12 protein-coding genes are annotated in these 12958 nt (G+C 69.5%); 4 read left to right on the top strand and 8 right to left on the bottom strand.

The genetic code is table 11. From position 1 onward, the window contains the following. Positions 1-15: 15 nt before the first annotated feature. Genes WIX39_RS29420 through WIX39_RS29410 form a run of 3 tightly spaced genes read right to left on the bottom strand, consistent with a single transcriptional unit; the run spans position 16 to position 3236 of the window. Positions 16-927: an enoyl-CoA hydratase-related protein gene (locus WIX39_RS29420; protein ID WP_409196669.1), complete on the bottom strand. Its 912-nt coding sequence runs from the start codon at positions 925-927 to the stop codon at positions 16-18. Next, the gene (locus WIX39_RS29415; RefSeq protein WP_409196668.1) at positions 924-2057 is read right to left on the bottom strand and encodes an acyl-CoA dehydrogenase family protein; all 1134 of its coding nucleotides are present in this window, start codon (positions 2055-2057) and stop codon (positions 924-926) included. The genes WIX39_RS29420 and WIX39_RS29415 overlap by 4 nt, the downstream gene beginning before the upstream one ends. Positions 2058-2063: 6 nt before the next feature. Next, positions 2064-3236, bottom strand: coding sequence for an acyl-CoA dehydrogenase family protein (locus WIX39_RS29410; protein WP_409196667.1), 1173 nt, complete (start codon positions 3234-3236; stop codon positions 2064-2066). Between the two features lie 192 nt (positions 3237-3428). Here WIX39_RS29410 and guaD point away from each other — a divergent pair, with 192 nt between their 5' ends. The 4 genes from guaD (at position 3429) to WIX39_RS29390 (ending at position 8042) form a co-directional block, all read left to right on the top strand. Continuing rightward, positions 3429-4715, top strand: coding sequence for a guanine deaminase (guaD, locus tag WIX39_RS29405; protein ID WP_081268871.1), 1287 nt, complete (start codon positions 3429-3431; stop codon positions 4713-4715). A gap of 163 nt (positions 4716-4878) precedes the next feature. Next, on the top strand, positions 4879-5445 hold the full coding sequence (gene dcd / locus WIX39_RS29400) for a dCTP deaminase (RefSeq protein ID WP_056519644.1): 567 nt from the start codon (positions 4879-4881) through the stop codon (positions 5443-5445). A gap of 111 nt (positions 5446-5556) precedes the next feature. Continuing rightward, entirely contained in the window at positions 5557-6444 is an 888-nt protein-coding gene (ypfJ, locus tag WIX39_RS29395) for a KPN_02809 family neutral zinc metallopeptidase (protein WP_081268870.1), read from the top strand. Between the two features lie 131 nt (positions 6445-6575). Next, positions 6576-8042 carry a DEAD/DEAH box helicase gene (locus tag WIX39_RS29390; protein ID WP_081268869.1) on the top strand — a complete coding sequence of 489 codons (1467 nt, stop codon included), beginning with the start codon at positions 6576-6578 and terminating at the stop codon, positions 8040-8042. Between the two features lie 57 nt (positions 8043-8099). Here the strand turns inward: WIX39_RS29390 and WIX39_RS29385 are convergent, their stop codons facing one another. From WIX39_RS29385 to WIX39_RS29365, 5 genes are all read right to left on the bottom strand, one after another. After that, on the bottom strand, positions 8100-8324 hold the full coding sequence (locus tag WIX39_RS29385; RefSeq protein WP_081268868.1) for a hypothetical protein: 225 nt from the start codon (positions 8322-8324) through the stop codon (positions 8100-8102). Between the two features lie 123 nt (positions 8325-8447). After that, entirely contained in the window at positions 8448-10091 is a 1644-nt protein-coding gene (locus tag WIX39_RS29380) for a rhodanese-related sulfurtransferase (protein ID WP_409196666.1), read from the bottom strand. After that, a complete protein-coding gene (locus WIX39_RS29375; RefSeq protein ID WP_106938220.1) occupies positions 10088-10693 on the bottom strand; it encodes a cysteine dioxygenase in 606 nt (201 codons plus the stop codon). The genes WIX39_RS29380 and WIX39_RS29375 overlap by 4 nt, the downstream gene beginning before the upstream one ends. Beyond that, entirely contained in the window at positions 10690-11676 is a 987-nt protein-coding gene (locus tag WIX39_RS29370; protein ID WP_409196665.1) for an ABC transporter substrate-binding protein, read from the bottom strand. Before WIX39_RS29370 ends, WIX39_RS29375 begins: the two co-directional genes overlap by 4 nt. Further along, the gene (locus WIX39_RS29365; RefSeq protein WP_409196664.1) at positions 11673-12917 is read right to left on the bottom strand and encodes an acyl-CoA dehydrogenase family protein; all 1245 of its coding nucleotides are present in this window, start codon (positions 12915-12917) and stop codon (positions 11673-11675) included. The genes WIX39_RS29370 and WIX39_RS29365 overlap by 4 nt, the downstream gene beginning before the upstream one ends. Positions 12918-12958: the final 41 nt, after the last annotated feature.

Below are 12958 nucleotides of genomic sequence, written 5' to 3'. Positions count from 1 at the left end.
CGAGGAACACCTGGCTCATGTCTTCGTGTCTCCGTGGTCTGCGATCGAAGAAGCGGAAAAGGCCGGGTCCGTCCACCACGGATAGAAGTCGGGCATGCCGGTGCTCACCTTGTCCGGGAACCTGGCGGGCCGCCTCTCCTTGAACGAGGTCACGCCCTCCGCGCTGTCGGCGGAGCCGCCGCGCGATTCGAGCGCCGCGCTCTCCAGCCGGTGCGCTTCCATGGGGTGGCTGGCGCCCAGCATGCGCCACATCAGTTGCCGCGTGAGGGCCACGGACACCGGCGCGGCGTTCTCCGCGATGTCCAGTGCCTTTGCCTGCGCGCGCGCAAGCAGTTCGCCCGGTTCGCACACCTGGCTCACGAGCCCGCCGGCCAGTGCCTCGGCCGCATCGAACACCGTGCCGCCCAGACTCCACTCGAGCGCCTTCGAAATGCCCGCCACGCGCGGCAGGAACCAGCTGGCGCACGCGTCGGGCACGACGCCCCGGCGCGCGAACACGAAGCCGAAGCGCGCGTCGCTGGACGCGATACGCACGTCCATCGGCAGCAGCATCGATGCGCCGATGCCCACGGCCGCGCCGTTGATCGCACCGATCAGCGGTTTGGTGCAGGCAAACAGGCGCAGCGCGAGCACGCCGCCACCGTCGCGGCCGGGCTCCTCCCCCGGCTCGGGCGCGCGTGCCGGCGACGACGTATCGAAAGCCCGCGCGCCTTCCGACAGGTCGAACCCCGCGCAGAAGGCGCGGCCCGCGCCGGTGACGACGATGGCGCGCACGGCGTCGTCGGCGTCGGCCAGGTCGAGCGCCCGGCACAACTCGCGACGCATCAGGCGCGTCATGGCGTTGAGCTTCTCGGGGCGGTACAGCGTGAGCGTGAGGACCGGCCCGGAAAGATCCCGGCGAATGGTTTCGAACACTGCCTCGCTCATTGCATCTCCGCCAGCCGCGTCGCCTGGGCCTCGACGTCGCCGAAGAGCTGGTCGATCAGCGTCACGCGGCGCAGGCAGTGGCCCACGGCGTATTCCTCGGTCATGCCGATGCCGCCGTGAAGCTGAATGGCTGCGTGGCAGAGGCTGCGGCCATGCCGGCCGATCATCAGCTTGGCGCGCGCGAGGTCGGCGCGTGCATCGTGCGCATCGAGGCCGTCCGCTGCAATGGCCGCGGCCATCGCCATGCTGCGGCACATCTCGAGGCTGACCAGCATCTCCGCCGCCCGATGGCGCAGCGCCTGGTTCTCGCCGATCAGGCGGCCGAACTGCTTGCGTGTGTTCAGGTAGTCGATGGCGAGCCGGTAGGCCGATTCCATGGCGCCCACGGCGTCGGCGCAAACCGCTGCGGTGCCAGCCGCCAGGGTGCCCTCGATGGCCTTCAGCGCAGCGGCGCCGTCGCGCGGATCGCCGAGCGGCAAGGCCGCTGCCGCGCTGAAATGGAGTTCACCGCACGGCGTGTCGTCCACCAAGCGGTGGGGGCGGCAATCCACGCCTTGGGCGGAGGCGTCGACCAGGAAGAGGGCGAGGCCGTTCGCATCGCCCGGGGCGCCCGCGGTGCGCGCGCTGACCACGAACCGGTGCGCGGCCGTGGCGTGCAACACATTGCACTTGGCGCCGTCGAGGCGCCATTGGCCGCCGTCCTGCCGTGCCGTGGTCTCCACCCACAGTGCAGCCGGGTGCCCGCCGGCTTCGTCGTGCGCCCAGGCCAGGCGAACCTCGCCGCTGGCCACATCGGGCAGCAACTGCGCCTGCACGGCGTCGTTTCCGGCCAGCCGCAGTGCGGTGCCGCCGAGCACGATCGATGCGAGAAAGGGCTCCAGCGACAGCGCGCGGCCCAGCTCCTGCATCACCGGCAGCAGGTCGACCGCGCCGCCGCCGAAGCCGCCGTGCGCCTGCGGCAACGGAAGGGCGGTGAGCCCGAGCTCGCCGAGTTGCCGCCACACGGGCTGGCTCCAGCCGGCGGGCGTGGCGGCGATGGCGCGGCGCTGCTCGAAACCGTAGACGTCGCCCAGCAGGCGGGCCAGGCTGCCCTGCAGCGCTTGCTGCTCTTCGTTGAGTTCGAAGTTCATCGTGACCTACCCCAGGATCGTCTTGGAAAGAATGTCCTTCTGGACCTCGCTCGTACCGCCGTAGATGCTGGCCGCGCGGCTGTAGAAATAGCGCATGGCCAGCGGGCCCGCCCAATGCCCGGCGCCCTCGCCGTCGTGCGGGCGGCGCTCCATGGCCGCGGGCCCCGCGATGCGTTGCAGCAGCTGGGCGATGTCCTGCTGCAGCTCGGTGCCCTTCAGCTTCAGCACGGAAGCGAAGCCGGGTACCTTCTGCGCGGTGTCGGGCGACAGCAGAAAGCGCCAGTTGGTGATTTCGAGCGCGCGGATCTCGGCGTCGAGCATGGCGATTTCGCTGCGCAGCCTGGGGCTGTCGAGCAGCGGCTTGCCGGCCTGGGTGCGCTTGCCCGCGAGTTCGCGGGCATAGTCCAGCCGTTCCCTGCACAGACCCACGTTGGCGATGCCCGTGCGCTCGTTCATCAGCAGGTATTTGGCGCAGTCCCAGCCGCGGCCTTCCTCGCCGACCAGGTTGTCGAGCGGCACGCGAACCTCGTCGAAGAAGACCTCGTTCAGGTGATGCTGGCCGTCGATCGACGTGATCGGTCGAATGGTGATTCCCGGCGTGCGCAGGTCGATCAGCAGGAACGAGATGCCGTGCTGCTTCCTGCCCTCGCTGTCCGTGCGCACCAGCGCGAACACCCAGTCGGCCAGGTGCGCCGTGGTGGTCCAGATCTTCTGGCCGTTGACGACGTACTCGTTGCCTTCGCGCCTGGCGGAGGTGCGCAGCGAGGCCAGGTCGGACCCCGAGCCCGGCTCGGAGAAGCCCTGGCAGAACCAGATGTCGAGGTTCGCGAGCTTCGGCATGAAGAAGCGCTTCTGCGCCTCGGTGCCGAACTTCAGCAGCACCGGCCCGAGCATGCCGACATTGAACACCTGCGGCAATGGCGCGGGTGCGCGAAACAGCTCGTCGAGCAGGATCAGCCGCTCGGCCTGGCCGAGCTCGGCGCCGCCGAACTCGCGCGGCCAATGCGGCGCCGCCCAGCCTTTCTCGTTGAGGATGCGCTGCCAGGTCACGGTGTCCTGTTTGCGCGGCGGATGGCCCAGGCGCAGGCGCTCGCGAATGTCTGCGGGGAGCCGGTCTTTCACGAACTGGCGTACTTCGTCGCGGAACGCGGCTTGGTCGGGGGTGAGGTCTAGATCCATCGAGCGGGTGGCTGTGCCTGAGAGTTGCCTCGAAGGATCATAGCCGAGGACTCGTCATTGGATCAACCATTTGAGGATGTGGTGGCGGATGGGCTCCGCATTCGGCAATGCCGGGAGTGCGTTCGGCATATAGCACTCATATGCGCATGGAAATTGCGGTTGTCCGGGGCTGCATTACCCTCCGCAACCACGATGAAAAAAGCCTACCGCGCCTCCCTCCTGCGATTCGACGCCCACGGCCAGCCTGTTTTCGATGAAGACGGCCTGCTGGTCGTCGCCCCCGACAGCACCGGCCGCCAGCGCGTGCTCGATGCGGGCAGCCATGCCGCCGTCGCGCCGCGCCACCCGGACGCCCACACGACCCACCTGCCCGGGCGCATCCTCGCGCCGGGCTTCGTGGACATGCACATCCACTTCCCGCAGACGGACATCATCGGCTCGCCCTCGCCGGGGCTGCTGCCCTGGCTCGAGAACTACACCTTCCCCGAGGAAAGCCGGTTCGCCGACCCCGCGCACTCGAACGAAGTGGCCGACGTGTTCTTCGACGAGCTGCTGCGCAACGGCGTCACCACCTCGCTGACCTTCGCGACCTCGCACGTGGCCTCGGTGGATGCCTTCTTCGAGGGCGCCCGGCGCCGCGGCCTGCGCATGATCACGGGCAAGGTGCTGCAGGACCGCAACTCGCCCGACGGCGTGCGCGACCAGACCGAGCAGAGCCTGATCGACAGCGAGGCGCTGATCCGCAAGTGGCACAACACCGACCGGCTGGGCTATGCCATCACGCCGCGTTTCGCGCCCGCGAGCACCGATGCGCAGATGCGCGGCGCGGGCGAACTGGCGGCCAGGTACGCCGACACCTGGATCCAGTCGCACGTGGCGGAGAACCGCGACGAAGTGAGCTGGGTGCGCGAGCTCTACCCGAAGGCGCGCTCCTACCTCGACGTGTACGCCGGCTTCGGCCTGATGCGCGAGCGTGCGGTGTACGCGCACTGCATCTACCTCGACGACACCGACCGCGCCCTGCTGCGCGACACGAAGACGGCCGCCGCGGTGAGCCCGACCAGCAACCTGTTCCTGGGCAGCGGCTTCTTCGACTTCGGCGCGGCCGACCGCGTGGGCTACCCCTACGGACTGGCCAGCGACGTGGGCGGCGGCACCAGCTTCAGCCCGTTCCACACCATGATGGCCGCCTACTACGTGGGCCGCGAGGGCCAGACCAAGACCGGCCTGAGCATCGCGCCATCGGAGCTCTGGTGGCGCCACACCGGCGGCGCCGCGCGCGCTCTGGGGCTCGACGGCGTCATCGGCAACCTGCAGCCCGGCTGCGAAGCCGACTTCCTGGTGCTCGACCCGGCGGCCACGCCGCTGCTGGCGCGCAAGACGAAACGCGCCGACACCCTGGAGGAAATGCTCTTCGCGATGATCGTGCTCGGCGACGACAGGCTGGTCGAGCGCACGGTGATCTCGCAGGCTGGCTGAGGCTCGAAAGGGCGAGCCCACCCATGCCACAATCGCCGACCCAGCGAGCGCGGCGCAACCTCTTCCAGGAACACCGCGGAACCGGCTTTGCCGGGCCGCTGGTGTTGCCCCTTGAGGGGTTGGCGTAGCGACACGAAGTGCGCGAAGACTGGGGTGTTTTTCAATGTCTATCAAGAGCGACAAATGGATCCGGCGCATGGCCGAGAACGAAGGAATGATCGAGCCCTTCGAACCGGGCCAGGTGCGCGAGTCCTCTGGCCACAAGATCATCAGCTACGGCACCTCGAGCTACGGCTACGACATCCGGTGCGCGCCCGAGTTCAAGGTCTTCACCAACATCCACAGCACCGTGGTCGACCCCAAGAATTTCGACGAGAAGAGCTTCGTCGACATGCATGGCGACTACTGCATCATCCCGCCCAACAGCTTCGCGCTGGCGCGCACCGTCGAGTACTTCCGTATCCCGCGCAACGTGCTCACCATCTGCCTGGGCAAGAGCACCTACGCGCGCTGCGGCATCATCGTCAACGTCACGCCCTTCGAGCCCGAATGGGAAGGCTACGTGACGCTCGAATTCAGCAACACCACGCCGCTGCCCGCGAAGATCTACGCAGGCGAAGGCTGCGCGCAGGTGCTGTTCTTCGAGAGCGACGAGGTCTGCGAGACCAGCTACAAGGACCGGGGCGGCAAGTACCAGGGCCAGCGCGGCGTGACTCTGCCGAAAACCTGACCCGCCGCCGCGCCTTTCGCTGACGGCCGGTTACCCCGGTGGCCGCCGGGCCAAGTACCATCCTCCGGTCACCGGCGACAACTCCTGCAAAAGGCCGGTAAGGAGCGTGCGATGAGATGGGAAGGCAACGAACAATCGGACAACGTCGAGGACCGCCGCGGTGAAGGCGGCGGTGGTGGCGGCGGCTTCATCGGCGGGCGCAGCATCGGCATCGGCACCGTCGCGGTCGCGCTGATCGCCGGCTGGGTCTTCGGCATCAACCCGCTCACCGTGCTGAGCCTGCTCAGCGGCGGTGGAGGGCCTGCGCAGGTGCAGCAGCAGCCCCAGCAGGGGCCGGCACCAAAGCCGCCGGCGAACGACCGCGAAGCGGCCTTCGTCTCGACCGTGCTGCGCAACACCGAGGTGGTCTGGACCGACATCTTCAAGCAGAACGGCGGCACGTACCACGCGCCGCGCCTCGTGCTGTTCCGCAATGCCACGCCCACGGCCTGCGGCACGGGCCAATCGGCGATGGGGCCGTTCTACTGCCCCGGCGACCAGAAGGTCTACATCGACCTCGGTTTCTACGACACCCTGAAGAACCAGCTCGGCGCACCGGGCGAGTTCGCGCAGGCCTACGTCATCGCGCACGAGGTCGGCCACCATGTGCAGGACGAACTCGGCATCACCGCCAAGGTCGACGGCATGCGCAATCGCCTGAGCCAGACCCAGAACAATGCCATGAGCGTGCGCGTGGAGCTGCAGGCCGACTGCTTTGCGGGCGTGTGGGCCCACCATTCGCAGGAGTCGAAGAAGTGGCTCGACCCGGGCGACATCGAGTCCGCCATGAACGCCGCGCAGAAGATCGGCGACGACGCCCTGCAGCGCTCCGCGGGCCGTGCGGTGGTGCCCGACAGCTTCACCCACGGCACCAGCGCACAGCGCCAAAGATGGTTCGGCGCGGGCTACCAGAGCGGCGACATCAAGGCCTGCGACACCTTCAACGCGCGCAGCCTTTGAGATCGACGGGCCCACACGGCCCGCGCCTGCTGTCTTGTTTGCTATGAAATAAATAGCAATTCCGCCGGCACGGACGTTGTCACGGCGCGGTCACTGCTGTTTTTTGCGGCAGTGCGACAATAGAGGGCTCAATGACAAGTTCCTTCTCCAATCTATCGCTGGCGGAACCGCTGGCGCGCGCCGTGGCCGAAATGGGCTACGAGACCATGACACCGATCCAGGAGCAGGCCATTCCGGTCGTGCTTTCCGGGCAGGATGTGATGGGCGCCGCCCAGACCGGCACCGGCAAGACCGCGGCGTTCTCGCTGCCGTTGCTGCAGCGCATGCTCAAGCATGAAAACGCCTCGACCTCGCCCGCGCGGCATCCGGTCCGGGCCCTGGTGCTGCTGCCCACGCGCGAACTGGCCGACCAGGTCGCGCAACAGGTCAAGCTGTACGCCAAGTACACCAACCTGCGCAGCACCGTCGTGTTCGGCGGCATCGACATGAAGCCGCAGACGCTGGAGCTGAAGAAGGGCGTCGAAGTCCTGGTGGCCACGCCGGGCCGGCTGCTCGATCACATCGAGGCCAAGAACGCGGTGCTCAACCAGGTCGAATACGTGGTCCTCGACGAAGCCGACCGCATGCTCGACATCGGCTTCCTGCCCGACCTGCAGCGCATCCTGAGCTACCTGCCCAAGCAGCGCACCACGCTGCTGTTCTCGGCCACGTTCTCCCCCGAAATCAAGCGGCTGGCCGGCAGCTACCTGCAGAACCCGGTCACCATCGAGGTGGCGCGCCCCAACGAGACAGCTTCCACCGTCGAGCAGCACTTCTATAGCGTGAGCGACGACGACAAGCGGCGCGCGCTCAAGCAGATCGTGCGCCAGCGCGGCATCACGCAGGCGTTCGTGTTCGTCAACAGCAAGCTCGGTTGCGCGCGCCTCGCACGCTCGCTGGAGCGCGACGGTCTGCGCACCACCGCGCTGCACGGCGACAAGAGCCAGGACGAACGCCTGAAGGCGCTGGCCTCGTTCAAGGCCGGCGAGGTCGACCTGCTGGTGTGCACCGACGTCGCGGCCCGCGGCCTCGACATCAAGGACGTGCCCGCCGTCTTCAACTTCGACATTCCGTTCAACGCCGAAGACTACGTGCACCGCATCGGCCGCACGGGCCGCGCCGGCGCTTCGGGGCTGGCCGTGAGCTTTGCCAGCGGCGGCAACGACGTGCGCCTGGTGGCCGACATCGAGAAGCTGATCAAGAAGAAAATCGATCTCGAGCCCGTCGAGTTCGAGGAAGACCGCCCGCGCGGCCGCATCAACGACGGACGCCGCCACTGGCGCGAGGAAGGCGAAGCGGGCGACGCACGCGACGTGCTCGACCAGCCGCGCGAACGCGCCAGCCTGGGCGGTGATGCTCGCCGCGGCGGCGGACGCCCGCACCGTGCGCCCGCGGCGCCGCGTGACCCGTTCTTCGACAAGCCCTACGAGCCGGGCGAACCCGACGCGACGCCGGCCTGGGAAGCCGCCGCCAAGGCCACTCCCGCGCGCGGCATCTCGAGCAACATCAAGAGCAAGCGCAAGGTTGCTGCGCTGTTCAAGAGCGCCGAGCCGAGCTGACCGGGCGGGTTCCACGTAAAAAAAGCGGCGCTCTCGAGCGCCGCTTTGCATTTCGGCTCAACGCCAGCCGCGGTGCCAGCCGTACTGCGGGTGGTGCCAGCCCCAGCCGTAGCGCGGGTGATAGGCCCAGACAAAGCCGACGCCCGGCGAGACATACGTCGGCGCCACGTAGGCCACGCCTGGAGGCGCCGAGTAGACGGGGGCGGCCGGGGCGACCACGCAGCCGGTCAGGACTGCTGCGGCCAGCGTGGCGGCGGACAGGGCAAGGATCGGGACTCTCATGGCGAAGCTCCTTTGATGAGTTGTTGTGCGCTATGCACAACCAACGCTTCGGCCTTTTGCCGGATGACGGCCCTGGCCGCCTTTACCCGGCCTACACAGTGTCACCGCCGTGTTGTGATCCTTTCAAAACGCTTGCACTTCGAGCACGCTGAAATGATGGGTTCCATCGCGTTCCAGCTGCGCCACCAGGCCGTACTCCCAATCGAGATAGGCCTGCATCGCCTCCGCGGGCGCATCGGTGCCTTCGTAGGGCCGGCGGTAGCGGTCGGTGCGCGGTGTCGCAAGGCGTGTTTCGCCGCTCTCGGCTTCGAGGCCCGCGGCAAACCAGGCGGCGTTGCCGCCCGCCAGCACCAGCACTTCGACATCGGCCTTGCCCCGTGCATCGAGCAGGGCGCGGACATCGGCCGCCGCATAGCGCGCGAGCAGGCTGCTGCCGCAGGTCAGCACGTAGCGGCGCGACGCGGGAATGACCGCGTCCAGCGCATGCGCCAGCTGCGCACGGATCGCGTACCACGCGCCCGGGATGTGGCGCCGGACATAGTTGGCGCTCGTGGTCACGTCGATCACTGCCGTGGCGGACGAAGTCTGCCCAAGCAGCGCGGAGAGTTCGCCAGGCGTGATCTCCGCCACCACAGCCGCGACGGGCGGGTAGGCGGGCGCGGGGAGCTCCTTCTCGCTGAACGCAGCGGCCTCGGGCACGGCGTGCGGCACATAGGCCTCCCATCCCATCTGTGCGAGCCACGAGGCGCTCATCGATGCGCGCACTCCGTCGTCGTCCACCAGCACGATGCGTGCGCCGCGTACCGGCACCTGGTGATCGGTCTCCTGCACCAGCTGGCCGCCGGGCGCGTTCGCAAAGCCCGGCAGATGGCCCGCGGCGTATTCCTCGGGCGTGCGCACGTCGAAGCGGTACACGGTGCGTCCTGGCGCCTCCAGGGTCTGCAGCGCGGCCAGGTCGATGCGCCGCACGCCGGCCGCATCGGCCACGCGGCGCGCATCGGCCTGCGCCTGAGCGCGATGCGCGTCGGACACCGTGGCGGGCGCCTGCCGGCCGGCGCCGTGGTCCAGCACCTGGCCCGCCAGCTTCCAGCCGATCGTGCCGTTGCGCAGGGCCGCCACCGGGTTCGGAATGCCGGCGTTCACCAGCGACTGCGTGCCGATGATGCTGCGCGTGCGGCCCGCGCAATTCACGATCACCCGCGTGGCCGGGTCGGGCGCCAGCTCGCGCACCCGCAGCACCAGTTCCGCCCCGGGCACGCTGGTGGCCGACGGAATGCTCATCGTCTGGTATTCGTCGAAGCGGCGCGCGTCGAGCACCACCACGTCGGCCCGGGCATCGATCAGCGCCTTCACCTCGGGTGCCGACAGGGACGGCGTCTGCCGCTCGTGCTCGACCAGTTCGCCGAAGGACTTGCTCGGCACGTTCACGTCGCGGAACAGTTCGCCGCCCGCCTTGCGCCAGCCCTCGAGGCCGCCGTCGAGCAGATGGACCTGGGTGTAGCCCAGCGCGGCGAATGCCTTGGCGGCCAGCGGCGCGAGATCGGTGCCGCCGTGTTCGCCGTACAGCACGATCAGCGTGTCGCGCCGCGGAATGCGCCGCCACGCCTCGATCTCGATGCGCGAGAGCGGCAGGTTCGCGGCCCACAGCGGGTGTTCCTGCGCGAACGGGTCTTCCTCGCGCACGTCGAGCAGCGCGGTTTCTTCGCGGGACAGCAGGCGCTCGCGCACGGCGGCGAAGGACAGGAGGGGAAAGGAAGCAGTCGTCATGCGGCGGTCGGCGAGGATCTGAGTTCGGCGCTGCGGTCCCACAGGTTGGGCAGCAGCGTGTTGGAGTATCCGGAGACGAAGGGCTTGCGTCCGCCCTCCGGCGGGTAAGTATGACGCCGCACGGCGCCGATGTTCGCGCCGTAGACGTGGATGCTGATCGACACCCGGTCCGCATGCGCGTTGTGCACGCGGTGCAGGTCGCCGACGGTGGGCGACACCGCTTCCACGTCGCCGGCATCGAGCCGCACCGCCTCGCCCTTCGGCTGTGCACGGCCTTGCGCATCGAGCGCATGGCCCTGGCTGTACTCGGCACCGCGCAGCATGCCGATCAGTCCCCACACCGTGTGGTCGTGCACCGGCGTGGCCTGCCCCGGCCCCCACACGAAGCTCACGACCGAGAAGCGCTCGGTGCTGTCCGCATGCAGCAGGAACTGCTGGTAGCGCGTCGGGTCGGGTTGCGCGAAGGCCTCGGGCAGCCAGTCGTCGCGCGCCACCAGCGTGCGCAGCAGCGCGCCGCCCTCCGAAAGAATGCGGGGCTCGTCGGGTGCGCCGTCGAGCAGCCGGCCGAAGGCGCCGACGAATTCGCGAAGCGGCGCGATCATGTGGCGCGCTTCCAGAGCTGCGTGTCGGTGATCGCGCGCACGTCCACCCGCACCGGCAGGATGCCGTCGCGCGCCGAGCGGTCGGCCACGACCTGCAGCGCGGCGATGTCCGCCTCGCTCACCGGCCGCCCCGCCACCGACGCCCGCGCGGTGATGATGCGGGAAGCCTCGATCGGCAGCCGCGTGAGCTGGCTGTAAGCCTGTGCATAGGCCTCGGGGTTGGCCAGCGCCCAGTCGCCCGCGCGGCCCAGCCGGTCGAGGAACTGCACGATGGCCGCGCGCCGGGCCGGTTCGGCCAGCGAATGTTCGCTCGCGGTGATGAAGCCCAGCGCGGTGTTGATGCCGCGCCCGTCGCGCAGGATGCGCCCGCCCTGCTGCACCGCGATGGTGTAGTACGGATCGAAGATGGCCCAGGCGTCGATCTGCCTCGATGCGAAGGCGGCGGCGGCATCGGTCGGCAGCACGAACTTCACCGTCACCTCGTCGCGCTTCACGCCGGCCTCCTCGAGCGCGCCGTACAGCTGGTACTGCGAGATGCTGCCACGCGCCGACGACACGATCACCGTCTTGCCGCGCAGGTCCGCCACGCTGCGCACCGGCGAATTGGCCTGCACCACGATGCCCAGCGAATCGGCCTTGCCGACGCGGGTGGCGACGATCTTCAGCGGCGTCTTGCCGACGGCGGCGGCCAGCACCGGCAGGTCGCCGGCCATGGCCGTGTCGACCGCCGCGCCGCGCTGCGCCTCGAACAGCGGCGCGGCGCCCTGGAAGTTGGCCCAGCGATAGGCGAACGGCGCGCCTTCGAGCGCGCGCGAGGCCTCGAACAGCGAGCGCAGGCCGCCGGCCTGGTCGCCCAGCACCAGCGTGGCCTGCGGCGGCGTTTGCGCAAATGCACGCAGCGAACCGGTGGCGGCCAGCGACAGCGCGGCGCCTTGTTTGAGCCAGCCGCGGCGCGAGGCGCTGGAGAAGAGCAGGGACGTCATGCGGCGCCTCCCGAAGGCAGCAGCGCGCGCTTGCCCGCTGCAACCAGGATCGCGTCGTTCTGCGGCGTATGGATGCGGCTGCACAGCACGTCGCGGTAGTGCCGCTCCAGCGGGTTGTGCCTTGTCAGGCCATGGTTGCCGCTGAGCTGCAGCGCGAGTTCGACCGCACGCACCGCATTGCCCGTCACCGTGTATTTCAGCAGGCCGCTGTCGGCCGCGGGTTGGGCATGGCCGTCGTCGACGGCGGCGGTGGCGTCGTCGAGCAGCACGCGGTTGGTTCGCAGCAGCGCTTCGATCTCGCCCACGTGCTCCTGCACGCGCGGCAGGCTCGCGAGCGGCGCGCCGAGACTGCCGGGCGCGCGCTCGTTCAGGAAGCCGACCAGCCAGTCGCGCGCGGCCGTGGCCACGCCGTCGTAGAGGGTGCCGAGCAGCACGGTCATCCAGGCCTGCTGCGTGGCGTGGGCGTCGATGTCGGTCTGGCTGCCGGCGTCGGGCGCCCAGTCGGACGGCGCGCGCAGGTCGACCGCGTGGTCCGCGCCGACGGCGACGTTCTCGAACACCACCTCGTGGCTGCCCGATGCCCGCAGGCCCAGGTGGTCCCAGCTGGCGATCACCCGCACGCCGGGGGCCTGGCGCGGCACCAGGAACACGCCGGTGCGCGGTGCGGGCTCGTCGGTGCGGGCCCACACCGCGAGCCACGAGAGGCCCTCGATGCCGGTGGTGTAGAGCTTGTGGCCGTCGATCTTCCAGCCTTCGACATCGCGCCGCGCCACGGTGGCCGGCAGGCCGCCGCGCGCGGGGGAGCCCAGCGCGGGCTCCACGCGCAGCGCGTTGATCAGCGCGCCGTGCTCCACCGCGTCGCGCGCCACGCGTTCGCGCAGGTGCGGCGGCCAGCGGCTGTCGCCGCGCGTCAGCGCATGGTGCTGCAGATAGGTCATGGTGAGGATCAGCGCGGTGGCCGGCTCGCCGCGCGACACGGCCGCGATCACGCGCCGCGCCGTGGCCAGCGTGGCGCCGCCGCCACCGTAGGCGGCGGGCGCCACCAGGCCGATCAGGCCGTGCGCCTGCAGCGCGTCGAAGTTCTCGCGCGGGAAAGCGCCGCTGTGGTCGTGATCGGCCGCGGTGGCGGCGAATCGGGCCGACAGCTGCGCCAGCAGCGCGGGCGCGGCCAGGCCGCCCGGGGGCGTGGATGGATGTTCCCCGGCCGTGGCCGAGGGGCGTCGCAAAGGGAGTGCACTCATGGTTGCGGACGGTAGCCGGCCGGCCGGCGCCGTAAAACGAT

It is taken from the genome of Variovorax sp. AB1(2024) (assembly GCF_037482385.2).
Classification (GTDB): Bacteria; Pseudomonadota; Gammaproteobacteria; order Burkholderiales; family Burkholderiaceae_C; genus Variovorax.
The sequence above is the reverse complement of the archived record's forward strand: the minus strand, read 5'-3'. Positions and strand labels throughout refer to the sequence as shown.